This window comes from Arthrobacter sp. DualSoilB13, from assembly GCF_055389195.1.
The window spans coordinates 416,919-442,982 of the sequence record NZ_AP035865.1; the positions used below are offsets into that span (position 1 = coordinate 416,919).

Here is a 26,064-nt window from a genome sequence, read left to right on the forward strand (position 1 = left end):
CCGATCAGCCTCGGTTGCGGTGCATCATCCGGTAGGTGAGCTCGGCGAGCAGCTCTTCATCGGAGAGGTGCGAGGCCCGGGCAATGGGAGCGCTGGGAACGGTAACCCGGGGAGGTCCCTGCCGTGATTCGTCGCCTGAGCGCATGTCGTCGGGGGTGATCATTTCCGGAGCGAAGTTCGATTTACCTTTGAGGACTTCGGACACCGAACCTGCCCTCCAGCCCAAGGCGTGCTCAAGCTTGCGTTGGTTGATCTCCTGCGTTCGCCGGGTCCCGGATTCCAGTGTGCGGACCGTCTTGATGGCAGTACCTGCCTGCTTGGCCAGCTGAACCTGGCTCAGCCCTTGTGCCAAGCGTTCTTCTTTGATCAGGCGGCCTATGGTTTGCAGTGCTTCAAGTTCATCCACGATTCCTACTTTTCCATAGGCAATAGTAGGCAATCAAATCAGCGAGGCTCGTCAGGCCGCGCGGAGTAACGCGGAGCAGGCCGTCAACCAGCTCACCGAGCGCTCGAGGACCGCCGCCCGCGGAGAAGCGCAGGCTGCTTGGTATCAATGCGATCACGTTATGTGTAAGCGCTTGCATTGACTGGCGAATCATGGCTAGTGTGAGCGTCACCACATCAATTGCGCCGCCGAATCTTTGTACTCAGCGAGGAGTCTTTAGCATGAAGAAAACCAAGTACCTGCTACCGGTCGCAGCCGCCGGTGTTCTGGCACTTACCCTTTCCGCCTGTAGCGGAGATGGTGGCGGTGGGGGATCCACCGCCGGCTCGGATGATTGCTCCGCCTACGAAAGCTATGGCAAGCATGACGGGAAGACCGTCTCCGTCTACTCCACCATCGTCGACGTCGAGGCTACCAACCTCGAGGAATCCTGGAAGCAGTTCGAATCCTGCACCGGCATCACCATTAAGTACGAGGGCAGCAAGGAATTCGAAACGCAGATCGGCGTGCGTGCCCAGTCCGGCACCGCCCCGGACGTTGCGATCTTCCCGCAGCCCGGCCTTCTGGCCACCCAGGCACGGGCCGGTTACCTGAAGCCCGCACCGCAGACCGTGTCCGACCTTGTGGACAAGAACTGGTCCCCGGACTGGAAGAAGTACGGCACGGTGGACGGTAAGTTCTACGCCGCTCCGATGCTCGCGAACGTCAAGGGCTTTGTTTGGTACGCGCCCAAGACCTTCAAGGACAAGGGCTGGGAAGTCCCCAAGACGTGGGACGAAATGATCGAGCTGTCCAAGAAGATCGCCGCGGATGACAAGAACATGAAGCCGTGGTGTGCCGGATTCGAGTCCGGAGAAGCAACGGGCTGGCCCGGCACGGACTGGATCGAAGACGTTGTCCTGCGTGCCCACGGCCCCGAGGTCTACGACCAGTGGGTGGCTCACCAGATTCCGTTCAATGACCCCAAGATTGTTGATTCCTTCGACAAGGCCGGCGACATCCTGCTCAACCCGGACATGGTGAACGGCGGCTTCGGTGACGTTCGCTCCATCCTCAGCACCGGGTTCGCCCAGGCCGGCCAGCCGGTCCTCGACGGCACCTGCGCCATGCACCACCAGGCCAACTTCCAGGCCGCCAACTGGCCTGCAGGAACCAACGTGGCTGAAGACGGCGACGTCTGGGCCTTCATCACCCCGCCGATTGACGAAAGCAAGGGCAAGGCAGTCACCGGTGGTGGCGAGATGGTTGGTGCTTACAAGGACACCGCTGAAGTTCAGTCGTTCCTGGCATACCTGGCCAGCGCCGACTTCGCCAACAACCGCGTGAAGCTTGGCGGCGTGGTCAGTGCCAACAAGGGCTTGGACCCCAACAACGCACAGTCTGACCTGGACAAGCTGACCGTCCAGATCCTCCAGGACAAGGAAACCGTGTTCCGCTTTGACGGTTCGGACCTCATGCCGAGCGCAGTTGGTTCCAACTCCTTCTGGAAGGGCATCGTGCAGTGGATCAACGGCACGTCCTCCCAGGATGTTGCCAACAGCATCGAATCCAGCTGGCCTAAGAGCTAACTCCCAGAGTGCTGCCTCCCCTGACTGGTTGACCCAGCCGGGGAGGCAGTGCTTTTCCCGGAACTTAGTGATTCACTCACGCCCCGGAGGTTGGGTATGGAATTTATTGGAGAAAAACTCCTACAAGTAGTGATAGCCCTTGCGATATTCGCAGCGGTCATCGGCCTCATCATGTTGCTGGTGGACAGGGCGCCTAAGTCAGTCAAAGACAAAGTCACGGTGGCAGGATTCCTTGCTCCTGCGGCAATCCTGATGCTGGTGGGTCTGGTTTATCCGGCCATCCGCACGTCAATGCTGGCCTTCACGGATGCCAGCGGCAATGGCAACGGCTTTGATAACTTCGTGTGGATGTTCACGCAGCCTGAGGCATTGACCACGCTGCGGAACACCGTCATTTGGACCGTCCTGGTTCCACTGCTGTCGACGAGCTTCGGCCTCGCCTACGCAGTCTTCATTGATAAGGCCCGCGGCGAGCGGGTTCTCAAATCGCTGGTCTTCATGCCGATGGCCATCTCCTTTGTGGGCGCCGGCATCATTTGGAAGCTCGTCTACGACTACCGTGGCCCCAACATCGAGCAGACCGGTGTCATCAACTTCTTCAGGGTCGCCCTGGGGATGGATCCCAAGCAGTTCCTGCTGGATGCCCCGGAAAACACCATCTTCCTCATCATCGTGATGGTTTGGATCCAGACCGGCTTCGCCATGGTGATCCTGTCTGCGGCCATCAAGGGTGTCCCTGTGGAACTCATCGAGGCGGCCCGCCTGGACGGTGCCAACGCTTGGCAGCAGTTCCGCAACGTCACAGTCCCCGGCATCCGTGGAGCCCTGGTGGTGGTCCTGACCACCATTACCATCGCAACGCTGAAGGTCTTCGACATCGTGAGAACCATGACCGCCGGCAACTACGACACTTCCGTAGTCGCCAACGAAATGTACACGCAGGCTTTCCGCGCCGGTGAGCCCGGACGGGGTGCCGCGTTGGCCCTGATCCTGTTCCTCATGGTGCTGCCGATCGTCGTGTACAACGCTCGAGTCCTTCGCAAGCAAAGGGAGATCCATTGACAGCCACGCCAGCCCCGAAAGAGGCCTCGAAGGCCACCCGGCAGCGTCCTGGATCCGACCCCACGGAGGACGCCCAGCCCATCATGCGCCGCGTCAAGACCAAGCTCACTTCCAAGTGGGCAACAGCGGCAGCGATCATCATCGCCGTCGTATGGTCCGTGCCGACGTTCGGGCTCTTTGTTACCTCGTTCCGTCCTGCCGCCAAGCAGGTAGGTCCCCGGTCCGACGGCTGGTGGAATGCGTTCGTCGACTGGCAGTTCACGTTCAAGAACTACGCGGATGTCCTCACCCCGGCGGGGTCGCAATCCGCCAACCTCTCGCAATACTTCGTCAACTCCATCGCGATCGTCATCCCGGTCACCATCTTCGTGCTGGTCCTGGCGTCCATGGCTGCGTACGTTTTCGCGTGGGGCAAGTTCAAGGGCCGTGACGCTCTCTTCATCTTCGTCTTTGCCCTGCAGATCATCCCTCTCCAGATGGCCCTGATTCCGCTGCTGCAGTTCTTTACGCAGACCCTGCAGCTCCCTGCGGGTTCGTACGCCCAGCTGTGGATTGCCCACACCATGTTCGGCCTTCCGCTGGGCATCTTCCTGCTGCATAACTTCATCTCCGAAATTCCCGGTGAAGTCATTGAGGCGGCAAGGGTGGATGGCGCCGGACACAGCACCATCTTCTGGCGGATCATTCTGCCGCTGTCGGTACCGGCACTCGCCTCGCTGGCGATCTTCCAGTTCCTGTGGGTTTGGAATGACCTGCTGGTGGCGTTGGTGTTCTCCGGTGGAACGGCAGACGTTGCGCCCATTACGCAGCGTCTGGCTGAGATCTCCGGTACCCGCGGTGCAAGGGACTACCTGAACCCGGCAGCAGCGTTTGTCTCCATCATCGTCCCGCTCCTGGTGTTCTTCGGATTGCAGCGCTACTTTGTGCGCGGCCTGCTGTCCGGCGGCCTCAAGGGTTAGGACTGCGGCCTCGGTTACGCAGCGCATTACGCGCCTGCGTAACCGAGGCGGCAATCTACAAATACACATTTAGGGTTTGAAGGCGGAGCAACGGCGGCCGGAGAGGGGAGCCTGTGTCAAAAACAACGGGTAGATCCCAACGCGGCGGCCATACCGGCGTCAGTATTGAGGACGTAGCTGCAGCCGCCGGAGTTTCCACGGCCACCGTTTCACGCGCCGTGCGGGGACTACCGCGGGTGTCTCCCGCCACCCGCGAGAAAATCCTCGAAGTTGCCAGTTCACTGGGATATGTTGCGTCGTCATCGGCATCAGGCTTGGCGACGGGCCGCACCCGCACCATCGGAGTCCTGGCACCTTTTGTGAGCCGGTGGTTCTTCTCCAAAGCCATAGAGGGCGCGGACCGGGAACTCCATTCACGCAAGTACAACCTCTCCCTCTTCAACTTGGGCGGCCACGGCAGCAACCGTGAGCGGCTCTTCAGCTCCACCATGGTCTACAAACAAATTGACGCACTGTTGGTGCTCTGTATGTCCCTGACAGAGGAAGAGCTGGAACACCTCCACAAAATCGACATCCCGCTGGTTGTGGTGGGTGGCCACGTTGAGGACTGCGCGTACATCGGCATCAACGATTACGACGCCGCGTCCACCGCCGTGCGGCATCTGCTGGACCTGGGCCACAAGGACATCGCATTGCTCCATGGCGACGACGAAACGGACCTGAACTTCGACGTTCCCCGCGTGCGTATCCGCGCCTTCCAGGAAGTCATGACCGACGCCGGCCTGGAAGTCCGCCCCGAGTGGGACCAGTGGGGTGACTTCACTGTCGCCAGCGGACAGCAGGCGTTTAACCGGCTCTGGAGCCAACCCGGCCGCAAACCAACAGCCATCTTCTGCTCCTCGGACGAGATGGCTATGGGCGTCATTTTTGAGGCGGGCCGTCATGGCGTCAGGGTGCCGGAAGACCTTTCCGTCATCGGGATTGACGACCACGACTTCTCGTCATCCATTGGCCTGACCACCGTGGGCCAGCGGCCCGACAACCAGGCAGAGCTGGCTACCAAGATGCTGCTGGACGAATTGGACGGCAACCCGGGAGCGGTTCATTCAGAGGTGGCCCCCCACAAGCTGATTGTCCGCGAGACAACGGCCCCGCCCAGCTAAAGGCACGAGCCCAGCTAAAAAGCACGAGCCCAGCTAGGAGGCCCGCGCCAGTTGCCGGATGGGAATCCACCGCGAGGCGAGCCTGCGGTAGGCGGCGGCCGCTCCGGTCATGTCCCCTTCAGCCAGGCACTCGATGCCGAGCCGGACATCCATGGGGGACTCGTCCGGATACACCTTGTCAGCCACGGCACCATAATCCAGCTCCACCATGGACTGGACGTGGAATAGTTCCAGCCACTCCGTGAGCTGTGTCAGGTCATCCAGCATGTCCAAATCAGGTGCGGCCAAGGCCAAATGGGCCACGGCGAAGCGGGCCCTATCCAAGGCTTCAGTAATGGGTGTCCATACCCGGACGGTGAGGATGCGCCCCTCGGACTCCACCACGTCCTTGCGGTCCGACTCACTGAAAAGCGAGAACCAGCTGAACGGAATGCCCCACGTTGAAGCCCGGGTGTGCACCCGTTTTGCGGCCTCCCCGGCGTTGATGCGATCGATCCTGGCCTGGTGCTTGTCACGCTGCGAGACCGGGATAAGGAGATCGGCCAGCGGACTGTGCACGCCATCCATGAGCGCGTTGGCCGCCAAGCCAGCCCGAATCACCAGTTGGCTGGGGCAGAAAAGCAGCCGACCGGCGTCGTAATCTTCCGTATCCTGGGCCGCAGCGTGCCGTCCTGTGGGCACGCGCGTCATGCGTACCAAGTCCGTTCGGCCGGTGGGGAAAGGGTCGCCGCCGGAACGCGTGATGCGTCCCAGGGAGGCTTGGAGCTCCGCATTTTCGACGGCGGCCCGGGAACCGTTCTTGGTGCCTTCCGCCACAAGCTGGCGTTGCTGTTCGGGCGGGAACGCCTCGATGGGCTCGAAAATGCGCAGTGACGAAGAGAACGGCAGACCCGCCTGGCCCCGATACAGGTTTCCAGTCATATCAACCGCCCCTTTTCGTCAGTGAGCCTGTACTTAGTCCGCCAGCTCCACAATGACCGGAGCGTGGTCCGAAGCGCCTTTGCCCTTGCGTTCCTCGCGGTCGATGGAGGCGCCTGTGACCCGTGATGCCAGGGCCGGGGAGGCGAGGCAGAAGTCGATGCGCATGCCTTCCTTCTTGGGGAAGCGCAGTTGTGTGTAGTCCCAGTAGGTGTAGACGCCGGGGCCCGGGGTGTAGGGACGGACGACGTCGGTGAACCCGGCGGTTTCGAAGGCGTGGAAGGCGGCGCGCTCGGGTTCGCTGACGTGGGTGTAGTTGTTGTTGCGGAACAGCTCGATGTCCCAAACGTCCTCATCGAACGGGGCGATGTTCCAGTCACCCATGAGGGCGATCTGGGCGGTGGGCTCGGACTTGAGCCATTCAGCCGCATGGCCCTGCAGGACGTCCAGCCACTTGATCTTGTACGGCATGTGTTCGTCGTCCAGCGAGCGGCCGTTGGGAACGTACAGGCTCCAGATGCGGACGCCGCCACAGGTAGCAGCGATGGCCCGGGCTTCCTGGGCAGGATCCTTGCCTGCCTTACCGAACGCGGGCTGGTCCAGGAAGGTGCGCTGCACATCCTCCAAGCCCACGCGCGAAGCGATGGCTACACCGTTCCACTGGTTCACGCCGAAGTGCGCAACCTCGTAACCCATGCGCTCAAAGAGCTCCCACGGGAAGTTCTCGTCCTTGCACTTGGTCTCCTGGATGGCCAGGACATCGCAGTCGCTGCGCTCAAGCCAGGCCTCAACGCGGTCGGCACGGGCGCGGAGGGAGTTCACATTCCAGGAAGCTATCTTCACAGCCACTAACTTACCGAACTTGGGGCTGAGCGCATCACCTGACGGGTTTTTACCTTGACGAACTAGCGGACGTAAAGTGCGGAGGAGGATGTGAGTTTGCGGAGCCCGATGCCCGATGCGATCAGGAGCAACCCGGTAACGATCGCGAATCCGGCCAACATCCACACCAGGCCCAAGAGGCCCAGACCCGGATTCACCAGCACCACAATCCCGAACACCGTGGTGATCAGGCCGGTCAGGAACCAAACACCCCAGCTTCGGATGAAGGTCCTCGCGGCCAGCGAAAGGATAATTTGGGAAAGGCCAAGAACAAGGGCCCACAATCCGATCAGCACACCGATTGCTGCCGCGGTAATTCCCGGCAACGCAATGGCCACAATGCCGGCTGCTATGGAGATGAGCCCACCCACGATGGTCCAGCGCGAACGGCCAGCGGGGTCGTAGAAATAATGGGCCACGCTGGTAATGCCGTCAATGATCGCAAAAACACCGAACATGACAACCACCACCAAAGCGGTGGCACTGGGCACAACAAAGATCAAGAGGCCAAAAACTATGGAAAGGGCTCCCCGGACCAGCAAAGCAGTTCCCGGGTTTTTGAACATTTTGCGATCCGCTGGATCGTCCATACGGCTCAGCGTAACCAACCGCGTGCCTTTACCGCATCCCCTCACGCCGGATAGCTGTGGCAATTGCTGCGGCACGGGTTTCGACGCCGAGTTTGGCGTAGATATGAGCGAGGTGGGTTTTGACTGTCGCTTCGGAAATGAACAGTCTTTTCCCGAGATCACGGTTGCTGAGGCCCTGGGTTAGGAGGCTGAGCAGTTCGGCTTCGCGGGGCGTGAGAATTTCGTCCGGATTCCGTAATTGTTGGAACAGGCGGGAAGCTACCGGCGCACTCATCACGCTTTTCCCCTGCACCGCGCCACGAACGGCTGCGAAAATTTCTTCCGGCGCAGCATCCTTGAGTAAATAGCCCATGGCACCGGCGTCCACGGCCCGCACAATGTCAGCGTCCGAATCGTAGGTGGTGAACACGATGATGGCTTGCTTCGGGTTCCGCTGTCGCAGCTGTTTGGTGGCTTCAATGCCGTCCATTCCAGCGCCCATTGCCAGGTCCATGAGGATTACTGCGGGTGAATGCTCTTGGGTGGCTTTCAGGGCTTCCTCGCCGGAGGACGCCTCCGCGACGACGGCGATGTCACCTTGGGTGCCCAGCAGCGCCTTGAGTCCGCTCCGAACTACCGTATGGTCGTCCACGAGGAGCACCGAGATAGTGTTCACAGGGCCTCCTTCAAAGCATGGGCCGGATCAGCTGGCTGGGTCAGTGGGAACTGCGCCGCGATGATGGTGCCTTCGCCGGGCGAGCTTTCCACGGACAATTCTCCGCCCAACTGCTCAACACGCTGCCGCATTGCGCGGAGGCCGTATCCTCCGTGTGCCGACGCCGGAGGTACCGCTGCGGGATCGAAGCCGCGGCCGTCGTCGAACACGTCCAAGGTGACCGCGTCCGGAAGGTAACCGAGCGTCACGCTGGCATGGTCCGCGCGGGCATGGAGTTTGATGTTGGCCACGGCGCTTTGGGTGACGCGGAGCAGGGCATGACGCACCTCGGATGGAAGGGGCCGCGGCTCACCGGTGACGTGGATGCTGACGGTCTCAAAGTATTGCCGTGCCGCATGTTCCAGGGCTTCCGGGAGCGGCCCGGTCTCAAGGCCGGGAGCGGAGAGCTCGTGCACCAGGCTGCGGGTGTCTGCGAGGTTGCGCCTGAGCAAATCTGTTGCTTTGCGGACGTCATGGTGGGCGGATTCGGCTGGCCAGGAGCGTTGGGCGGCCTCGAGGAGGAGCAGGCTGCTGGCCAGGCCTTGGGTGACGGTGTCGTGGATTTCACGGGAAACCCGCTCGCGCTCGGTGGCGATTCCGGCTTCGCGTTGCTTGGCGGCGAGTTGCTCCTGGGCTCGGGTGACGTCGTTGAAGAGCCTGCGTTGCAGTGCCGTATCGCGCTCAATCTTGTCGTAGATTAGCGTGAGCAGGGCGCCCGCCGCGAGAGGCCCCAGCAGCATGGCGATGTCCGTCCAGCCGCTCATGCGGAAGAGCCCGACGGCGGTAGCGGCCGCCGTCGCGCCTCCCGCCACGTAGCCGGCCCAACCGCGGAAGGCCGTGCGCGTGAGGAAGAAAATGGCGAAGGAACACCATGCGAAGCTCGGAGCGACCACCACCAACGCGGCCCACGCTGTCACTAACGCCACCATCCACGGGATCCACAACCGGTGAGTGCGTTGACCCGGCGGCTGCCGGTGAGCCAGTGGTTGGCGGTGAGCCAGCACCGCGGTCACCGCATACAGCGCGCACACGGCCACGGCCAAAGCAACGGTCCACAGGTTGTCCGCGGGGGAGTGACGCATAACGTACCGGACCGCGGAGGCCACCATCAGGACGGCGAAGCCCAAGTGCACCACAGCATCAATGCGGCCATCAATCCGGCTGCTGAGCTGGTTGCCAGGTTCGAGCCTTGGATGAGCAGTTGGCATGGGTGGTTCCCGTTCCGGGTTTGGGTGGAAGGCGTTCTTTCCATGCTAGATCCCACGCAGTCATTGGTCTCTCCACCTTTTGGCTGATACAGGTGGCGGAAAGGCTGAGACCGGGAGCGGCGCCCGGCCGATGCGGCGTGGGGGCGCTCGCGGAAGCATGGAGATGTACCCGATGCCAACTACCAGGAGAACCTTGTGAAGAAGTCCAACAAGATGATTGCCGCCGCCGCTGCCGGAGCATTGCTGCTCACCGGCGGTGTCACTGCTGTGGCCAACGCCGTGTCACCAGCCGCCGCACCCGCCGCGCCCGTGAAAGTTGCCGCAGAAGTTCAACCGGCACCGGAGAACGTTGTAGCCCAGAACCGCATCTCCGTGGGCGCCTCAAGCGCTGCCGTCAACGCTGCGCTTGCCAGGTGCCAGGCGGACAAGCTGCCGTTCGTGACTGTTGCCCTGGTTGACCGCTTCGGTACCGTCCAGGCACTCCTCCGCGGGGACAACGCCGCCGAGCACACCATCGAGGCCGCCAAGCAGAAGGCCTACACGGCCGCAGCTTTCGGTGCTCCCACCAGCGAACTCGCAAAGCGCATCAACGGTAACGGCCCGTCCATCGCCGACCTCCCAGGCACACTGTTCCTGGCCGGCGGCGTTCCGTTGAAGGTCAACGGTGTTTCCGTTGCCGGGATCGGTGTGGGCGGTGCACCCGACGGCGCCCTCGACGAAGCCTGCGCAACCGCCGGCGCTGATGCCTTGGCCGTGGCAGCGAAGTAGCCATGAACCCCCTTGGAGTTTTTGTACAGATGATGCCCTTATGGGAGCGTTTTAGGGGCGTTATCTGTACAAAAACGCGGGTGGTGGGGGCGGGCGTGCTGGTGCTCGGGCTGCTGTCCGGATGTACGACGGCGGCGTCCCCGCCTTCCAGCCCGGCCGCGCCTTCCAGCCCGGCCGCGCCTTCCAGCCCGGCGCCGACTCAATCAGCCCCCACTCAAGCCGCGCCGTCGAGCGTAAGTCCCGTCCCGTCGTCGTCGGCTGCTGTACCGGCTCAACAATCAACGGAACTGTCACCGGAGGCCCAACTGGAAACTGACCGACTCCTGATCCTTGCCGCGAAAGCCAACGACGCTGCGAGGGTGCGCGAACTGATCGCGGCTGGCGGCAACGTCAACGCCAAGGACGACATCCAGGACTCCGCGTTCCTCTATGCCGGTGCTGAGGGCTTCAACGAGGTCCTGCAACTGACGCTGGCTGCGGGAGCGGACGTTCGCAGCATCAACAGGTACGGCGGCACGGCCCTGATCCCGGCGAGCGAGCATGGGCACACGGACACCGTGCGGATCCTGATCGCGGCGGGTGTGCCCGTGGACCACGTCAACAACCTGGGCTGGACCGCCATGCAGGAAGCCATCCTGCTCAACAATGGCGGTCCGAATCAGCAGGACGTGGTCCGGCAACTCCTGGCAGCCGGAGCCAACCCGGACATCCGCGACCCCCAAGGCCGAACCGCCCTGCAGAACGCAGAGCGGCTCGGATTCACGGAGATCGCGGCGCTGATCCGGGCGCGCTAGCTACAGCGCTTCCAGCACGCTCACGTAGTTGGCGATGCCCACGCCGCCCATGTTCTGCACAGCTCCGCGGCGGGCGTTCGCTAGTTGCATGTCGCCCGCGGTCCCGCTGAGCTGCATCGCGGCAATAACGTGCTGCGACACGCCAGTGGCACCCACCGGGTGGCCCTTCGCCTTGAGTCCGCCGGAGACGTTGACGGGCAGCTTGCCGTCCTTATAAACCCAGCCTTCCTGGATGGCACGCGCGCCCTCGCCTCGCGGAGTGAGACCCATGGCCTCGTACATAATGAGCTCGGCGATGGTGAAGCAGTCGTGCACCTCGGCGAAGTCCAGATCCTCAATGCCCACGCCCGCCATGGTGAAGGCGCGCTCCCACGAGGCTCGGGTGGCGGCGAACTCGGTGGGGTCGCGCTTCTCCGCCGGGAAAAAGTCGTTGGCATGACCGAAACCAGCAAGACGCACAGGTGCAGTTGCGCCGCCGGTAACCGACGTAGAAAGCACGACGGCGGCAGCGCCGTCCGAGACCGGCGAACAGTCAGTGCGACGCAGAGGCTCGGCCACCATGGGATTCTTCTCAGAGACGGTGCGGCAGAACTCCACGCCGAAGTCCCGGTGCATCTGGGCGTACGGGTTGTCCATGCCGTTGTGGTGGTTCTTGGCGGCGATGGAGCCAAGGACATCGCTGAGGCCGTTCTCAAAACCCGGGCCGCTGATTCCAGCGCCGTAACGCTTGCCGTAGTGCTTGGCCACCTCCGCGAACAGGCCCGTGAACCCGGTGGAGGACGCTTTGCCGGCCATCTCGTACGAAGCACCGAGGAGGGCTGCTCCCACGACGTCCGCGCCAGCGTCGGTCATTTTCTCGGCCCCGATCACCAGGACGTTCCGGGCAGTTCCGGCGAGGACGGCCTTGACGCCCTGCTGGAACGCGGCCGATCCGGAGGCGCAAGCATTCTCAGTGCGCGTTGCGGGGACGTTGGCCAGGTCCGCAGACAACTGGAGTGCCAGCGACGACGTGAATCCCAGAGGCTGCATGCCCGAGTTGAACTGTCCAAGGTAGATCTCGTCGATGTCCTTGGGGTCCAGGCCGGAGTTGCTGATGGCTTCGCCGGCAACCTGGACGATCAGCGACTCCAATGTCTCATCGCTCAGTTTCCCGAACTTGCTGTGCCCCCAACCGGTGAGCAGGATGTCTTTGCCGAACTGGTCTTTCAGGCTCATGCGTTGGCTCCTTCAAGCGTGTGTTCCTCAGACTCGAGCGCTACCGCGAACCCGGCCTCGGTCTTTTCGCGGAGCTCTTCCACGGTGACGCCCGGGGCGAGACGTGTCAGCAGCAGGCGCGTGCCGCCGTCGTGCGTTTCAGCGTCAGGCACGATGTCGAAAACGGCCAGGTCCGTGATGATCCTGTCCACGCACTTGAGTCCCGTCAGGGGGAGTGTGCATTCGGTGACGATCTTGGCCGAACCGTCCTTGGCATTGTGCTCGGTGAGGACCACCACCCGCGGTGTCCCGGCCACCAAATCCATGGCGCCGCCCATACCCTTGACCATCTTGCCGGGGATGGTCCAGTTGGCAAGGTCGCCGCTGCCGGACACCTGCATGGCGCCCAGGATGGCCACCTTCACGTGCCCGCCGCGGATCATGCCGAACGAGGTAGCGGAGTCGAAAATGCTGCCACCGGGGGTAATGGTGACGGTCTGCTTGCCGGCGTTGATGAGGTCCGCGTCTTCTTCGCCCTCATAGGGGAAGGGGCCCATTCCAAGCAGGCCGTTCTCGCTCTGGAGGACCACCCGCACGCCGTGGGGCAGGTTGTTGGCCACCAGCGTGGGGATGCCGATGCCGAGGTTGACGTAGTCGCCGTCGTTCAATTCTTCGGCCGCGATGGCGGCCATCTGGTCACGTGTCCATGCCATGGTGATGTGCTCCTTTGCTTTAGACCGTCAGTGCTTCAGCGCGCTGTGCTTCCGGGCGTTGGCGGACTGTTCGCTGCTCGATGTCCTTGACCCGGTTGGTTGCCTGGACAAGCCGCTGGACGTAGACGCCCGGGGTGACGATGTGGTTGGGGTCCAGCTCGCCCGGCTGCACAATGATCTCCGCCTCGGCGATGGTCACTGTGCCTGCCGTGGCCACCACAGGGTTGAAGTTCCGCGCCGTGTAGCGGTAGATCAGGTTCCCGTCCGTGTCCGCGGTGTGCGCATGAACCAGCGCGACGTCGGCGGTGATGGCGCGCTCGCGGACGTAAGTTACGCCGTCGAACTCTTCCAGCGGCTTGCCTTCGGCAACCAAGGTGCCCACGCCGGTGCGCGTGTAGAAAGCGGGAATGCCGGCACCGCCTGCGCGGAGACGTTCAGCCAGTGTGCCCTGCGGCGTGAACTCGACTTCGAGTTGGCCAGCCAGGTATTGCTCAGCGAAGAGCTTGTTCTCGCCCACGTAGGAAGCAATGACTTTGCGGACCTGGCCAGCCTCGATCAGCACGCCCAGGCCCTTGCCATCCACACCCATGTTGTTCGAGACGATGGTGAGGTCCTTGGCGCCCGACTCGCGGACGGCGTCGATCAGGTCGGCGGGGATGCCGCTCAAGCCAAAACCTCCGACGGCGATGGTCAGGCCGTCTGCCATCAGGTCATGGAGCGCTTGGGCTGCGCTTGATTGGATCTTGGCCATGCTGGGCTCCTCTTTGAGTTCGTTTCAGTGATCCACTTTGTGGACTGTGCTGTCTCTCGAGAAGGAGCCTAGTTTTGCTGGGCGGGACGGTCAATCGTCACTGTGGGAGGAGACTCAGGGTGTGGACGGTACACTGAAAGCTGTCCATATTGTGGATGATTTCTTCTTGAGGGGGTCTCATGGTGGTTCAGGGAGCGCAAGTGGTGGGCCGGGTAGCCCTGCTGCTGCGGCTGGTGGGACGGAAGCCCGAAGGCACGTCATTGGCTGGCTTGGTACGTGAGTCCGGGTTGACCCGGCCAACAGTGCACCGGCTGCTGACGTCGCTGGCTGCTGAGGGATTGCTGGAACACGACTCGGGCTCTGGAAAGTGGGTTCTGGGGCCGGAGATCTTTCTGCTGGGTTCGGTGGCTGCTGCGCGTTTCCCCATGGAGGACATTGCTCGGCCGTCGCTGCGCCGGTTGGCTGCCGAGACAGGGGAGAGCGCCTTCTTTTCCATCCGACGTGGAAACGAAACAGTGTGCGTGCTGCGCGAGGAAGGTTCTTTCCCGGTACGGTCCTTCGTGCTGCACGAAGGCGTGCGCTTTCCGTTGGGAGTGGCATCAGCGGGGACGGCGATCATGGCTTTCCTGCCTCCCGATGAGCAGGAACTCCTATTGGGGGAGTGGCCAGCGCATGCCGGGGAGTTCGCCGTGGGACATCCTGCAGAGGTGGTGCGGCGAAACCTGGAACAGACCCGGCTGACCGGTTACTCCGTCAATCCCGGGCTAATCCTTGAAGGTAGCTGGGGCATGGGTGCTGCCGTATTCGACCAGCAGGGACGGCCGGCGTGGGCTCTGTCCTTGACGGGAATCGAACCCAGGTTCCGCCCGGACCGCCAGGATTTCCTTGGCAAGCTTCTGCTCGAGGAAGCACACCGAATGAGCGCGCGGTTGCAGGCCACCGGACCCAACTGAGTCGCATTTGTGCGCGTTTTGAGCGCTCAAAACGCGCTGTGCTGCTACCTAGTTGGGGTGGGTTAGGTGAGGTCCAGGCGCATCAGGACTCGTGGGAAGCCATTAAGGACCGACGTCGTCTCGGTCACCTTCTTGAAGCCAGCCTTCTCGAATAATCTGCGGGTGCCCACGTAGGCCATGGTCAGGTCCACTTTGGAGCCCTTGTTATCCACGGGATAACCCTCAATGGCGGGCGCGCCGTGGCTCTTGGCGAAGTCGATTGCCCCGCGAAGCAGCTCGTGGGAGATCCCCTTGCCCCGATGTCCGGGGCGCACCCGAATGCACCACACGGACCACACGTTGGTTTCGTCCACGTGGGGGATCTTTCGGTTCTTCGCGAAAGTGGTGTCCGCGCGAGGGTGGACCGCTGCCCACCCCACTACTTGGTCGCCGTCGTACGCCAAAACGCCGGGAGGAGGATCCTCGGCCACCAGCTTCTTCACGAACTTCCCGCGCTCCTGTTTCTGGAGCTCCTGGTTCAGTTTCGACGGGATCCTGTAGCTCAGGCACCAGCACACGTTGGAATCGGGGCTCTTGGGCCCCACCATCGTCTTCACGTCATCGAACACCGTTGCGGGGCGAACCTCGATAGCCATGCGGACCATCCTGTCACCCGCGGTGGGCCTGCGTTCTGCCTATCCGAACAAATTTCAAAACTTTTTCAATCCGGACCCATCCACCCCGTCCCACCCTCCGAATAGCTGGTGAGACACAAACCGCAAGTGAAGCAAAAGCAGCACCTGCAACCCGCGTCCCACCAACCAATGGATCCAACGCCCTGGTTCCAAAAACAAGGAGAATGACATGTTGTCCACAAAGCGCCCCGCCCTCGCCTTCGTTGGCCTCACTGCAGCCGCCCTTCTCGGACTTACTGCCTGTGGTGGTTCAAGCACCACCAGCACCCCGGCAGCTTCCTCTGCTGCTCCGGAAACCTCCATGGCGGCACCGTCGCCGTCCTCCTCCCCCATGAGCAGCGCAGCCATGGATCCGGCCGCTAACCTGGTGGGCCCCGGCTGCGCCGGCTACGCCGCACAGGTTCCGGACGGTGCCGGTTCGGTAGCCGGCATGGCCTTGGATCCGGTAGCCGTGGCAGCGTCGAACAACCCGCTCCTCAAGACACTGACCTCCGCTGTTTCCGGCAAGCTCAACCCCAAGGTTGATCTTGTTTCCACCCTGAATGGCAGCGAATTCACGGTCTTCGCACCCGTTGACGATGCTTTCGCGAAGATCGACCCCGCAACAATCGAGACGCTCAAGACGGACGATGCCCTGCTGAGCAAGATTCTCACCTACCACGTAGTCCCCGGTCAGCTGAGCCCGGACCAGATCGTCGGCACCCACAAGACTGTTCAGGGTGGCGAAGTGACGGTTGCCGGCACCAAGGATGCCCTCACGGTTGACGGAGCTTCCAACGTGATCTGCGGTGGCGTAAAGACCGCCAACGCCACGGTTTACCTGATCGACTCGGTGCTGATGCCCAAATAAGCCATAGGGCTTAGCAACACAAGCAACAAAGCAATACCAACAACAAAGCAGGCGCCGGAATCCGGCGCCTGCTTTGTTGTGTTGGGGACTATCTGTTGGTGTCTTGCTCGGGTTTGCCAACCAAGGGGATGGTGCCTGTGCCTGTTCCTCCGACGCATTCGGTCTCAGTGCACTTTTCAGCGCACTCGTGCCTGGTGACGAGGTCGAACTGAACGCCGCCGTGCTGCTCGACGCCTGTCCGGATGGCCCGTTCCACCACCGAGGTGGCCAAGCGCTTGTGCAACTGCAGGGGGTCGCGCCGAAGGTCCTTGACCAGCGCGAAACAGAGCAGCAGCATGACGATGATGAATGGCAGGGCAGCCACAATGGTCACTCGTTGAAGGCCTGACAATGCTTCCGAGGGTTTGTCGCCGCCGGCAAGCAGCATGACTGCTGCCACGGCGCCGGTGAGGCTTCCCCAGAAGATCACCACTCCGCGCCGCGGGTGCTCAGCACCGTTGGAGCTAAGGGATCCCATCACAATGGAGGCAGCGTCTGCGCCGGTGACGAAGAAGATCGCCACCAGGACCATGGCCAGGACGATCACGGCTGCGGTCAGCCAGCCAGGCATCCCCAGGTTCTTCACGAGGTCGAAGAGAGCGCCGTCGAAGTTGATGGAGGGAGCGCCGTCCACCATGGTCACCAGCCCGGGAGTGCCGGCCTTGTCCGCTTCCTGCTGAACGTGGAAGGCAGCGCCGCCGAAGATACCGAACCAGATCACGCTAACTACGCTGGGCACCAGCAGCACGCCGGTGACGAACTGGCGGATGGTGCGTCCACGGCTGATGCGGGCGATGAACATTCCTACGAAGGGCGTCCAGGAGATCCACCATGCCCAGTAGAAGATGGTCCAGCTGGTCATCCAGCTGCGCAGGGAGTCGTCTCCCACGGCTTCGGTGCGTGAGGACATTTCAGCCAGATCGCGGGCATAGTCACCAACGGCCGAGGGAATCAGGTTGAGGATAAACAGGGTGGGGCCTGCAACAAACACAATGAGGGCCAGGACTACCGCCAGCACCATGTTGATGTTGGACAGCCATTGGATGCCGCGGCTGATGCCGGATACTGCTGATGCCACAAAGCAGAACGTCAGGATGGCAACGATGACCACCAGCACGGGAGTGCCGATTTCACCCAGCCAGCCGTTGGAGGTCATGCCGCTGCCGATCTGCAGGGCACCGAGGCCCAGTGAGGCTGCGGTACCGAAGAGCGTGGCGAAGATGGCCAGGATGTTGATGAACTTGCCCAGGGGGCCCTCCACCATGCGAATGCCAAAGAGTGAGGTGAAGGCTGCGGAGACCAGTTGCTTGCGTCCCAGCCGGTAGGTGCCGTAAGCCATGGCGATGCCAACTACTGCGTACATGGCCCAGGGGTGCAGGGTCCAGTGGAAGATGGATGTGGCCATCGCAGTCTGGATTGCGGCCGGTGTGCGGCCGTCCACTGTTCCCGGCGGTGGCGAAATGTAGTGGTAGAGCGGCTCGGCCACACCATAGAACATGAGTCCGATTCCCATGCCGGCGGCGAACATCATGGCCACCCAGGAGACGGTTCGGAACTCGGGCTTCTCACCATCCTTGCCCAGTGGGATGTTGCCGAACTTGCCCAGGGCGAGCCACAGGACGAAGACGACGAACAAGGAGGCGAGGACCATGAAGAGCCAGCCTGTGTACTCCATGACCCAGTTCAGGGCACCTTTGGAGGTATCGGAGAGGCTGTCGCGTCCCACAAAGCCCCAGATCACGAAGGCGACGGCGATGGCGCCCGTGATCCCGAAGGTGACTTTGTCCAGGGTAAGTTTGCGGTTCCGGCGGGCTGAAACAGCCTGCTCGGTCTTGGCGTGGCGCAGCTCTTCCATGATCTGTTCGTGTTCTGCGGAATCAGGAAGTGCCTCTGCGCCTCCGTCCTCAGCGTTGAGCGCGGCCAAGGTGGTGTCGGGGTCGATAGGTAATTCCTCGGGTGTCAGCGGTTTTGTGTCACTGTTTATAGCCATGAGCGGGTCCTTTGCTCGGCGTGTCATGAGGCTGCGTTTCTTACGGGCCTTGGTTAATGGATTGGTGGGGAGGTGGGGTGCTTCGCGGAGTGTTCCGCAGGAATCAACAACATCCGCGCTATGCAACAGAGTGCGCTCCGTCACATGCAAAGTCAAGGGATTTTGGCTCTTTGACAGCAGATTGATATATCAATTGGCTGGAAGTAGCTGAGTTGCGTATCATGGGCTCCGTTGCGAATTGCGCATCGTGAATGGCGCCGCGGTAGCAGTCACCCCGGACGGTTGTGAGGTTATGGCCGAAGGGCTAGCGGTGCCTGTAGCCCATGCGGGCGCTGATGGTCAGGCCGGCCTCCCGAAGGCCCTCAATGAGTCCGGGCTGTTCCTCCGGAGAAAAGCGGAACGACGGCCCGGAAATGCTGACGGCGGCTATGACGCTGCCGGCGTGGTTGAAGATCGGCACGGCAATGGCAGTAAGGCCGATTTCAAACTCTTCGTGGACTGTGGCGTACCCGTTCCGGGCCACGTCCAGCAGCTGCTTCTCCAGATCGCCGCGGTTCGTGACAGTTCGAGGCGTCCGTGCGGGCAGGCCCACTGCCTTGAAAACCTGGGCTCGTTCATCGGCGGTCAACGCCGCAAGAAGGACTTTGCCGCTGGAGGTGGCGTGCAGCGGCGTCAGGCTTCCCACCCAGTCGTACGAGGCCAGCGTTGAGGGCCCCATGGCCTGATCCACGTTGACGGCGTAGTTTGACCGCAGGACGGCGAGGTTGACCGTCTCCTTGTATTCGGCGGCCAGCGACTCCAAAACCTGGCGTGCCTCGTGCACCACGCTGAGCCTGCCAGGAATGGACGATGCGAGGCGGAGGATTCCGAAACCCAACTGATACTTGCCGCGTTCACTGTTCTGCCGGACGATCTCACGGCTGACCAAGGACCCCACCAACCGGGACACCGTGGATTTGTGGATGCCCATTTCCTCGGCGATTTCACTCACTCCGGCATCGCCTTCGCGGGCCAGGATTTCCAGGATCTGGAGCGCACGGTCCACCGATTGCACGCCGCCACCTGGGGCGTCCACGTCCTTGTCAGGGTCCGGGTTGTTGTTTGCGGCCATGGTGCCTCGTGTCATTGTCCAAGCAGGCCGCCGTAAGCCGGTAGCCATGTTCGGCCTGCACCCTCGTCTTTCCTCATCCTAGACGGAGTTTTCCACGGGCCTCGACTCGGACCACGGACCCATTCACACCACGGGCCTCGACTCACACCATGGGCAGCGACCGGCTAAGTCCAGGGCAGCGGCAGCACCGGCACGGGCGCTCCGGCTGCCACGCCTTCAGGAGGCACTGCCATGTATCCATGTGCCCAGGCAAGCCCACGCATCATTCCCGGACCCGTGTGAGAGGCCGGGAACACCAGGTCATGAACTACGGTGCAAGGAATTAGCCGTGTTCGCCGTGGGTCCGGTTCAATGTCAGCCCCGGACGTCATGGGGCTGGCTTCAGTGAGGGGCCTGTTTCCCAGCGCAGCCAGCAGGGGTTCGCCAAGGGTCATCAGCGCCATCATGGCCGCCAGCGGGTTCCCCGGAAGCCCCATGATGAACCGACCATCAGGAAATTCCGCCAGCACTGCCGGATGTCCCGGGCGCATGGCTATCCCGTCCAGTAAGAGCCTGCCGCCCAGCGCCGCAACGGCGTCGCGGAAATGGTCCGTGCCTGATTTCCCTGTTCCGCCGGTGGTGATGGTGACGTCCGGCCGTTCGGCGTCGGGAAGTGAGCCTTCAGGAGCGCCACTCAGTGCCGCCATCCACTCGTGATACGAGTCGCCGATTCTTTGCTGTCCGCGAGGCTCCCCGCCCAGTTGCGAAATGACAGTATCCAATTGGGGACCGAAGGCGTCGCGGACCTGTCCCGGTGCAGGCTCACCTGAGGTGACTACTTCGGAGCCGGTAAGCACGACGGCGACCCTCGGCTTGCGTTGTATCCGGACGTGATCGTGGCCTGCTACAGCGGCCAGGGCTATGTGTGCCGGGTTGAGGAGGGTGCCGGCGGGTATGAGGACGTCGCCGGTGGTGGCTTCTTCTCCGGCCGGACGAATGTGACGGCCGGGGAGTGTTTCGTCGGGCGTTGAATTGGGTTTGAGGGTGAGGTGCCCGGCGTCGGAGACGCAGCCGCTCTCCTTGCGCAGAATGGACGTGGCACCTGCAGGGACGAGCCCTCCGGTGGCGATAGCGCTGGCTTGACCTGCGGAGAGCGGCCCACCCGGCGTGGTTAACTCCCAGGGGCCGTCGCCGTTAATTGCCCAACCGTCCATGGCAGATGAGGCATAGTGCGGGAGATTTCGTGGCGCGGTGACGGGGCTGGTGAGCGTGCCGCCGATTGCTTCGCGGAGGGTAACTGCCACGGAGGGTAGCGGCGTGGCGCATGTGTAGGACAGCTGCCGCGCTTCGGCCCAGGTAGGCGCATGCCGCCGGACATGGGTGGTGCCGGGGGCGGCTCTTTCTTGGGTGAGCATGGTTCTTCGCTTCCTGGGGTAGTGCTGCTGTTCCAACGCAGATACCGGGGACTGCACGGCCTTCCCGTAATGCGTGCCGCGCAGTCCCCGGTATCAGTTGATGCGTACTGTATTAACCCTTCACGTAGCCGTTGGGGTTCAGCACGAACTTTGTTGCCGATCCGGCGTCGAACTCGGCGTAGCCGCGCGGAGCGTCCTCGAGCGGGATGGCCTTGGCGTTGACGGCCTTGGCGATCTGGACCTTGTCATGGAGGATGGCCATCATCAGCTGGCGGTTGTACTTCATGACGGGGCACTGGCCGGTGGTGAAGGACAGGGACTTTGCCCAGCCGGTACCGAGGGACAGTGAGAGGGAGCCGTGCTTGGCTGCCTCGTCGATTCCACCCGGATCGCCAGTGACGTAGAGGCCCGGGATGCCCAGGGAGCCGCCGGCGGCGGTGATGCCCATGAGGGAGTTCAGCACGGTCGCCGGGGCTTCATGGGAGGCATCCTTGCCGTGGCCGCGGGCTTCGAAGCCAACAGCGTCCACGCCGCAATCCACTTCCGGAACTCCAAGGATCTGTGCGATCTGCTCCTTGGGATCGCCGTTGGAGACGTTGACGGTTTCGCAGCCGAAGGATCGCGCCTGCGCCAGCCGGTCCTCGTTCATGTCGCCCACAATCACGACGGCGGCGCCAAGCAACTGGGCGCCGACGGCGGCGGCAAGGCCCACAGGCCCGGCACCAGCGATGTAAACCGTGGATCCTACGCCCACGCCGGCAGTAACCGCGCCGTGGAAGCCGGTGGGGAAAATGTCCGAGAGCATGGTCAAGTCCATGATCTTTTCCAGGGCCTGATCGCGGTCCGGGAAGCGCAGCAGGTTCCAGTCAGCGTAGGGAACCAGCACGAACTCTGCTTGTCCGCCTACCCATCCGCCCATGTCAACGTAGCCGTAGGCGCTGCCGGGGCGGTCGGGGTTGACGTTGAGGCAAATGCCGGTCTTCTGTTCCTTACAGTTCCGGCAGCGGCCACAGGAGATGTTGAACGGCACGGAGACGATGTCGCCTACCTTGATGAACTCGACGTCGGGTCCCACCTCCACCACCTCGCCGGTGATTTCGTGGCCGAGGACCAGGTCCTTCGGAGCCGTGGTGCGGCCGCGGACCATGTGCTGGTCCGAACCGCAGATGTTGGTGGTCACCGTCCGGAGGATCGCGCCGTGCGGTACTTTCCTTCCGACGTTGGCAGGGTTGACGCCTGGTCCGTCTTTGAGCTCAAACGTTGGGTAGTCAGTGTCGATGATCTCAACGACACCGGGTTCCTTGTAGGCGACTGCTCTGTTTCCTGACATGGTCACTCCCTATTCTTTGGCTGTTACTGACATTGCTGCCCAATGGACCGAAAACGGTGCTTCGATGAGGAAATACCTCCCCAGGTTTCAGGCACCGAAGCACCAATTACGGCCCACCGGACGGGTAAAAAACTGACAAGTGGAAAATCTGCTCTGGATCTACGCTTTCTCCAGCCGGATGATCACCGACTTCGAGGTGGGTGTTCCACTGGTATCGGCCACGGAATCCAAGGGCACCAGGACGTTTGTTTCCGGGTAGTAGGCGGCGGCGCACCCTTTCGGCGTCGAATAGGACACGATGCGGAAGTTCTCGGCCCGCCGGTCCGTCCCTTGGAACTCGGAAATCAGGTGGACCATGTCGCCGTCGGAGAATCCCAGCTCGGTGATGTCGTCGGCGTTGATGAGCACCACGCGACGGCCACCGTGGATTCCGCGGTAGCGGTCGTCCTTGCCGTAGATGGTGGTGTTGTACTGGTCATGTGAGCGCAGGGTCTGCAGGACCAGCCGGCCGGGCGGGATCTTGATGAACTCCAGCTCGTTGCCCGTGAAGTGTGCTTTCCCGGATGCGGTGTGGAACTTCCTGGCGTCGCGCGGTGGGTGTGGCAGCACGAAGCCGCCGGGGTGCTGGATGCGTGCTTCAAAGTCCTCAAAACCATCGAAGACGGCCTCAATGTGCTTCCGGATCAGCGAGTAGTCATCCCTGAGGGAGAGCCACGCGGCCTGGGGTGTGTTGGGCAGGCGCCCGTGACCGTCCGTAAACAACCTGTCCGCGAGATTGCAGACGATTGCCACTTCCGAGTGGAGGTGGTCGCTTGCAGGTTTGAGGCGTCCCCGTGAGGCGTGGACGGCGCTCATGGAGTCCTCCACGGTGACCCGCTGGTCGCCCGTGCGTTGCGTGTCCTTCTCGGTGCGGCCGAGGGTGGGCAGGATCAAAGCCCGCCGACCCGTGGACAGGTGTGAGTGATTCAGCTTGGTGGAGATCTGCACGCTCAGGCCAGTGTTGGCCAGGGCCTGCTCGGTAACCTCTGAATCGGGGGCGGCCCGCACGAAGTTGCCGCCCATCCCCATGAAGAAACGGACCTTCCCGTCGCGCATGGCGCGGATGGCTGCCACGGTGTCATAGCCATGCTCCCGGGGGGAGCGGAACCCGAATTCCTGGTCCAGCCGGTCATGGAACGTCGGAGGCATCTTTTCGAAGATGCCCATGGTGCGGTCGCCCTGAACGTTCGAGTGCCCGCGCACGGGGCACACGCCGGCGCCGGGCTTGCCGATATTGCCTTGGAGCAGGAGAACGTTGACCACATCGCGGAGGGTGGGGACGGAATGCTTGTGCTGGGTCAGTCCCATGGCCCAGCACACGATGGTGGCGCTGGAGGCGAGCAAGCGCTCACCCGTCGCATGGATCTGCTCCAGGGTCAGGCCGGTTGCCTCCACAATGTCATCCCACTCCACCTTCTCCAGGTAGCGCAGGTAGTCATCAAGACCCACGGTGTGGTTGTTGATGAAATGGTGATCCAGCACGGTGTTCAGGCCCGGAGTGTTCCGTCCCGCAGCTTCGGCCTCCAGAAGGTATTTGCCGAGGCCTTGGAACAGGGCTTGGTCTCCACCGGCCCGGATCTGCAGGAAGTCGTCCGTCAGCTGGGTCCCTTGAATCATGCCGGCCAGGTGCTGGGGGTTTTCAAAGTGCAGGAGCCCGGCCTCGGGAAGCGGGTTGACGGACACGATGATCGCGCCGTTCTTCTTCGCTTTTTCCAAGGCGCTGAGCATGCGCGGGTGGTTGGTGCCGGGGTTCTGTCCAGCGACGAAGATCAGTGACGCCGTCTCCAGGTCCGTCAGGCTGACGGAACCCTTGCCGATGCCAATGGTTTCCACCAGTGCGGAGCCGGAGGATTCGTGGCACATGTTGGAGCAGTCCGGGAGATTGTTGGTGCCCAGGCCGCGAACCAAGAGCTGGTACACGAACGCGGCTTCATTGGAGGTCCGGCCGGAGGTGTAGAAAACCGCTTCGTCCGGGTGTTCCATGGCCCGCAACTCTTCGGCCATGAGGTCATAGGCATCTTCCCAGTCAATGGTCCTGTAGTGAGTAGCGCCTTCATCGAGGAACATCGGGTGGGTGATCCGGCCTTGCTGGCCCAGCCAGAAGTCATCGCGGGTTTTGAGCTCAGCAACGGAATGGTGGGCAAAGAACTCCGGCGTGACGCGGCGGCGGGTGCCTTCCTCAGCCACTGCCTTGGCGCCGTTCTCGCAGAACTCTGCCGCATTACGCTTTTCATGCTCGGGCCAGGCGCATCCCATGCAGTCGAACCCGTCCAGCTGATTCACAGCTAGAAGGGTCTGAACGCTTCGCAGCGGTCCCATCTGTTCCAGCGAAATTTTCAGGGCGTTGGCAACAGCGGGGATGCCTACGGCCTTGGTCTTGGGTTTGGTGACGGTCAGCTTTGACTCGTCAATGTTCTCGCGTGGAGCTTTGGAATGCATGGGAACCCCTTCAGATCCGGGAAGTGGAAGCGGCCAGCAACCCGCTGTGGGACTGCTGCCGGGCGGCTTCCACAGTGTGCAGGAGCAGGAGCGCGGTGGTCACTGCTCCCACCCCGCCCGGGACCGGACTCAGCCCGGCCGCCACGCCGGTGACACTGGCCTCGTCAACGTCTCCCACCAGGGAACCGTCGGCCAGGACGTTCGTGCCGACGTCGATCACCACAGTCTTCTCCGAGACGTGATTCCCGGTCAAGAGCCCGGTCCGCCCAGCAGCAACAACCACGACGTCGGCAGGCCGGGTGTAGTGTTCCAGCACCCCGGATTTGGAATGGCAGACGGTGACGGTCGCGTCTTTCGCGAGGAGCAGCAAAGACAGCGGCTTGCCCACCACGGCGGAACGCCCGACGACGGCCACGTTCCGTCCCGCTACCGGGATCTGGAAGTGGTCCAGCAGTTCCACCACTGCCCGGGCGGTAGCGGGGGCGAAGGCGAGCTGTCCCACAGCCAAGCGACCGAGACTGAGGGGATTGGCGCCGTCGATATCTTTATCCGGGGCGATGAGCCCCACCAGCCGGTCAGGTCGCACGGCAGCGGGCAGGGGAGTCTGCAGGATGATGCCGTGAACGGTGGGTTCGGCGCTGAGGTCCGTAAGGACATTGGCCAGGACCTGCTCGGTGGCGTCGTGGCCAAGATCGACTATCCTGCAGCCGATGCCTGCCCTCCCGGCTGCACGTTCAATGGACCGAACGTACCAGTGTGTGGACTCATCGTCCGTTGCCACAACAACAGCCAGCACCGGGTGGAGGCCCTCATCGTCCAGGAGGGTTGACTCCTGCTGGGCCCGCTGCTGGATGAGGGCAGCGAGCGGCTTGCCGGAAAGTACTTCGGTGTTCCCCTGCACTGCAGTCATGAGAGGATCCTTTCGCGGACGCGCTTCACCAAGGCATCTGCCGCCAGGACCACCTTTTCCTCAATCCCGTCCGTCTGTTCTGCCAGGCGGGAGCGGGCTTCGCCGTGCTTAATGGCCACGACGTTGATGTCGATGTTGACCCGGGCCGTGGTTGCAGCTGCGCGTGCTGCGTCCGCGGCAGCCGCGACGTCGCTGATGACGTTGGGGTTGGCCACATCAAAGAGTTCGGTGGCAAGGTCCACCACTTCACCGGCAACGTTGATCAACTGCGCGGGAGTGTGGGCCGCCTGGACCAGCGCTTCCTGGATGGCAGCAGACTTTATTGCCTTAAGTTCATCGCTGTCTGACGCGAGCTTGTAGGAGTCGATGACGGACTGGAAAGCGTGCTCATCGGCGTCCGCCAGGCGCAAGGACTCCACCATCAGGTGGTCGGCGGCGCTGGTGATCCGGTTGACCAGAGCGGCGTGTTCCTCATACTTTGCGCCGGTGGTGTATCTGGCCACCATGGCTACCAAAGCGGCACCTTGGGCGGCATGCAGGGCTGCGGCCGCGCCCCCACCGGGGGTGGGCTGGCGTGAGGCAAGCCTGGAGAGGTAATCGTTGATGGCTTCTGAACTGATCATGGA

25 protein-coding genes are annotated in these 26,064 nt (G+C 62.5%); 8 read left to right on the forward strand and 17 right to left on the reverse strand.

Going from position 1 to position 26,064, the window contains the following annotated elements:
• Positions 1–4: 4 nt before the first annotated feature.
• A complete protein-coding gene (locus ACZ5J0_RS02115) occupies positions 5–406 on the reverse strand; it encodes a helix-turn-helix domain-containing protein (RefSeq protein ID WP_024819271.1) in 402 nt (133 codons plus the stop codon).
• A gap of 260 nt (positions 407–666) precedes the next feature.
• Here ACZ5J0_RS02115 and ACZ5J0_RS02120 point away from each other — a divergent pair, with 260 nt between their 5' ends.
• From ACZ5J0_RS02120 to ACZ5J0_RS02135, 4 genes are all read left to right on the forward strand, one after another.
• Positions 667–2,013 (forward strand): ABC transporter substrate-binding protein, encoded by a 1,347-nt coding sequence (locus tag ACZ5J0_RS02120; RefSeq protein WP_142936918.1) that lies wholly within the window; start codon positions 667–669, stop codon positions 2,011–2,013.
• A 96-nt stretch (positions 2,014–2,109) separates the two neighbouring features.
• Positions 2,110–3,075 (forward strand): carbohydrate ABC transporter permease, encoded by a 966-nt coding sequence (locus ACZ5J0_RS02125; protein WP_142936917.1) that lies wholly within the window; start codon positions 2,110–2,112, stop codon positions 3,073–3,075.
• Positions 3,072–4,034, forward strand: a complete 963-nt coding sequence (locus ACZ5J0_RS02130; protein ID WP_142936916.1) for a carbohydrate ABC transporter permease — start codon at positions 3,072–3,074, stop codon at positions 4,032–4,034. Before ACZ5J0_RS02125 ends, ACZ5J0_RS02130 begins: the two co-directional genes overlap by 4 nt.
• 113 nt (positions 4,035–4,147) lie before the next feature.
• Positions 4,148–5,197 (forward strand): LacI family DNA-binding transcriptional regulator, encoded by a 1,050-nt coding sequence (locus tag ACZ5J0_RS02135; protein WP_142936915.1) that lies wholly within the window; start codon positions 4,148–4,150, stop codon positions 5,195–5,197.
• Positions 5,198–5,230: 33 nt separating this feature from the next.
• Here ACZ5J0_RS02135 and ACZ5J0_RS02140 read toward each other — a convergent pair whose 3' ends face one another.
• From ACZ5J0_RS02140 to ACZ5J0_RS02160, 5 genes are all read right to left on the reverse strand, one after another.
• Positions 5,231–6,118, reverse strand: a complete 888-nt coding sequence (locus ACZ5J0_RS02140) for a DUF8083 family protein (protein ID WP_464094060.1) — start codon at positions 6,116–6,118, stop codon at positions 5,231–5,233.
• Between the two features lie 33 nt (positions 6,119–6,151).
• On the reverse strand, positions 6,152–6,958 hold the full coding sequence (locus ACZ5J0_RS02145; protein ID WP_464094061.1) for an exodeoxyribonuclease III: 807 nt from the start codon (positions 6,956–6,958) through the stop codon (positions 6,152–6,154).
• Between the two features lie 62 nt (positions 6,959–7,020).
• Entirely contained in the window at positions 7,021–7,587 is a 567-nt protein-coding gene (locus tag ACZ5J0_RS02150; RefSeq protein WP_464094062.1) for an HdeD family acid-resistance protein, read from the reverse strand.
• A 28-nt stretch (positions 7,588–7,615) separates the two neighbouring features.
• Positions 7,616–8,242, reverse strand: coding sequence for a response regulator (locus tag ACZ5J0_RS02155; RefSeq protein ID WP_142936911.1), 627 nt, complete (start codon positions 8,240–8,242; stop codon positions 7,616–7,618).
• A complete protein-coding gene (locus tag ACZ5J0_RS02160; RefSeq protein ID WP_464094063.1) occupies positions 8,239–9,489 on the reverse strand; it encodes a sensor histidine kinase in 1,251 nt (416 codons plus the stop codon). Before ACZ5J0_RS02160 ends, ACZ5J0_RS02155 begins: the two co-directional genes overlap by 4 nt.
• A gap of 195 nt (positions 9,490–9,684) precedes the next feature.
• Here ACZ5J0_RS02160 and ACZ5J0_RS02165 point away from each other — a divergent pair, with 195 nt between their 5' ends.
• Positions 9,685–10,257: a GlcG/HbpS family heme-binding protein gene (locus ACZ5J0_RS02165; RefSeq protein ID WP_464094064.1), complete on the forward strand. Its 573-nt coding sequence runs from the start codon at positions 9,685–9,687 to the stop codon at positions 10,255–10,257.
• Positions 10,258–10,289: 32 nt separating this feature from the next.
• Complete coding sequence (locus ACZ5J0_RS02170; RefSeq protein WP_464094686.1) at positions 10,290–11,051, forward strand: ankyrin repeat domain-containing protein; 762 nt, start codon at positions 10,290–10,292, stop codon at positions 11,049–11,051.
• Here the strand turns inward: ACZ5J0_RS02170 and ACZ5J0_RS02175 are convergent, their stop codons facing one another.
• The 3 genes from ACZ5J0_RS02175 to ACZ5J0_RS02185 are packed head-to-tail and all read right to left on the reverse strand — an operon-like array spanning position 11,052 to position 13,709.
• On the reverse strand, positions 11,052–12,266 hold the full coding sequence (locus ACZ5J0_RS02175) for an acetyl-CoA acetyltransferase (protein ID WP_464094065.1): 1,215 nt from the start codon (positions 12,264–12,266) through the stop codon (positions 11,052–11,054).
• The gene (locus ACZ5J0_RS02180; RefSeq protein ID WP_464094066.1) at positions 12,263–12,958 is read right to left on the reverse strand and encodes a CoA transferase subunit B; all 696 of its coding nucleotides are present in this window, start codon (positions 12,956–12,958) and stop codon (positions 12,263–12,265) included. The genes ACZ5J0_RS02175 and ACZ5J0_RS02180 overlap by 4 nt, the downstream gene beginning before the upstream one ends.
• A gap of 19 nt (positions 12,959–12,977) precedes the next feature.
• Positions 12,978–13,709, reverse strand: coding sequence for a CoA transferase subunit A (locus tag ACZ5J0_RS02185; RefSeq protein WP_464094067.1), 732 nt, complete (start codon positions 13,707–13,709; stop codon positions 12,978–12,980).
• A 179-nt stretch (positions 13,710–13,888) separates the two neighbouring features.
• On the opposite strand from ACZ5J0_RS02185, the gene ACZ5J0_RS02190 reads away from it, so the two are divergent.
• On the forward strand, positions 13,889–14,662 hold the full coding sequence (locus ACZ5J0_RS02190; RefSeq protein ID WP_223941602.1) for an IclR family transcriptional regulator: 774 nt from the start codon (positions 13,889–13,891) through the stop codon (positions 14,660–14,662).
• A 62-nt stretch (positions 14,663–14,724) separates the two neighbouring features.
• On the opposite strand, the gene ACZ5J0_RS02195 is transcribed toward ACZ5J0_RS02190, so the two are convergent.
• Positions 14,725–15,297: an N-acetyltransferase family protein gene (locus tag ACZ5J0_RS02195; protein WP_464094068.1), complete on the reverse strand. Its 573-nt coding sequence runs from the start codon at positions 15,295–15,297 to the stop codon at positions 14,725–14,727.
• A gap of 208 nt (positions 15,298–15,505) precedes the next feature.
• Here ACZ5J0_RS02195 and ACZ5J0_RS02200 point away from each other — a divergent pair, with 208 nt between their 5' ends.
• The gene (locus tag ACZ5J0_RS02200) at positions 15,506–16,186 is read left to right on the forward strand and encodes a fasciclin domain-containing protein (RefSeq protein WP_142936905.1); all 681 of its coding nucleotides are present in this window, start codon (positions 15,506–15,508) and stop codon (positions 16,184–16,186) included.
• Positions 16,187–16,274: 88 nt separating this feature from the next.
• Here ACZ5J0_RS02200 and ACZ5J0_RS02205 read toward each other — a convergent pair whose 3' ends face one another.
• From ACZ5J0_RS02205 to ACZ5J0_RS02235, 7 genes are all read right to left on the reverse strand, one after another.
• On the reverse strand, positions 16,275–18,215 hold the full coding sequence (locus ACZ5J0_RS02205) for a BCCT family transporter (protein ID WP_238703271.1): 1,941 nt from the start codon (positions 18,213–18,215) through the stop codon (positions 16,275–16,277).
• Positions 18,216–18,519: 304 nt separating this feature from the next.
• A complete protein-coding gene (locus ACZ5J0_RS02210; protein ID WP_464094069.1) occupies positions 18,520–19,326 on the reverse strand; it encodes an IclR family transcriptional regulator in 807 nt (268 codons plus the stop codon).
• Between the two features lie 164 nt (positions 19,327–19,490).
• Entirely contained in the window at positions 19,491–20,720 is a 1,230-nt protein-coding gene (locus tag ACZ5J0_RS02215; RefSeq protein ID WP_464094070.1) for a molybdopterin molybdotransferase MoeA, read from the reverse strand.
• Positions 20,721–20,832: 112 nt separating this feature from the next.
• Entirely contained in the window at positions 20,833–22,050 is a 1,218-nt protein-coding gene (gene fdhA / locus ACZ5J0_RS02220) for a formaldehyde dehydrogenase, glutathione-independent (RefSeq protein ID WP_464094071.1), read from the reverse strand.
• 159 nt (positions 22,051–22,209) lie between these two features.
• The gene (locus tag ACZ5J0_RS02225; RefSeq protein WP_464094072.1) at positions 22,210–24,528 is read right to left on the reverse strand and encodes an FdhF/YdeP family oxidoreductase; all 2,319 of its coding nucleotides are present in this window, start codon (positions 24,526–24,528) and stop codon (positions 22,210–22,212) included.
• 10 nt (positions 24,529–24,538) lie between these two features.
• Positions 24,539–25,438 (reverse strand): bifunctional 5,10-methylenetetrahydrofolate dehydrogenase/5,10-methenyltetrahydrofolate cyclohydrolase, encoded by a 900-nt coding sequence (locus tag ACZ5J0_RS02230; protein ID WP_464094073.1) that lies wholly within the window; start codon positions 25,436–25,438, stop codon positions 24,539–24,541.
• On the reverse strand, positions 25,435–26,061 hold the full coding sequence (locus ACZ5J0_RS02235) for a cyclodeaminase/cyclohydrolase family protein (RefSeq protein WP_464094074.1): 627 nt from the start codon (positions 26,059–26,061) through the stop codon (positions 25,435–25,437). The genes ACZ5J0_RS02230 and ACZ5J0_RS02235 overlap by 4 nt, the downstream gene beginning before the upstream one ends.
• Positions 26,062–26,064 lie beyond the last annotated feature (3 nt).